General features: G+C 50.8%; 2 tRNA genes and 1 rRNA gene. All 3 read right to left on the minus strand.

Annotation, left to right across the window (positions count from 1 at the left end):
- Positions 1-332 precede the first annotated feature (332 nt).
- Positions 333-408: transfer RNA gene (locus DIE17_RS37095), tRNA-Ala, on the minus strand.
- Between the two features lie 38 nt (positions 409-446).
- A tRNA-Ile gene (locus tag DIE17_RS37100) sits at positions 447-523 on the minus strand.
- A gap of 63 nt (positions 524-586) precedes the next feature.
- Positions 587-646, minus strand: a 16S ribosomal RNA gene (locus tag DIE17_RS37105); the annotation flags it as partial.

Here is a 646-nt window from a genome sequence, read left to right on the forward strand (position 1 = left end):
GCGTCCTTCATCGCCTGTGATCGCCAAGGCATCCACCACATGCACTTGTTCGCTTGACCCTATAACGAGTCTGTCTCGTTACAGGTTGAGTTCTCGCGTTGTGCCGTATTCCAATTGAGTCGAACATAGAGTTCGAATCATCTTGAGATACATCGATACAATCACAACCCGGATAGTTTTCACGTCCATCTCAAAGACGCTTCCGCTATCCAAATTACTTACTTCTTCCAGATTGTTAAAGAACGACAGCCGATACATACTACGTATCACTCTGACTGGCTCAATCGCCAATGACAAAGACTCGACCAAGTCGAACGCTTGTCATTGAGGATTGGTGGAGGCAGACGGGATCGAACCGACGACCCCCTGCTTGCAAAGCAGGTGCTCTCCCAGCTGAGCTATGCCCCCATGAGTACAGATTCCCTCAGGTACCTACCGCCAGACAATGGTGGGTCTGGTTGGATTCGAACCAACGACCCCCGCCTTATCAAGACGGTGCTCTAACCGACTGAGCTACAGACCCCTGAGTCTGTCTTTAAATTTACAGCCGATAAGCGTGAGCGCTCAACTTTGCGAGAAGCTCTGGAAAGGAGGTGATCCAGCCGCACCTTCCGATACGGCTACCTTGTTACGACTTCACCCCAGT

It is taken from the genome of Burkholderia sp. Bp9099 (assembly GCF_003857805.1).
Lineage (GTDB): Bacteria > Pseudomonadota > Gammaproteobacteria > Burkholderiales > Burkholderiaceae > Burkholderia.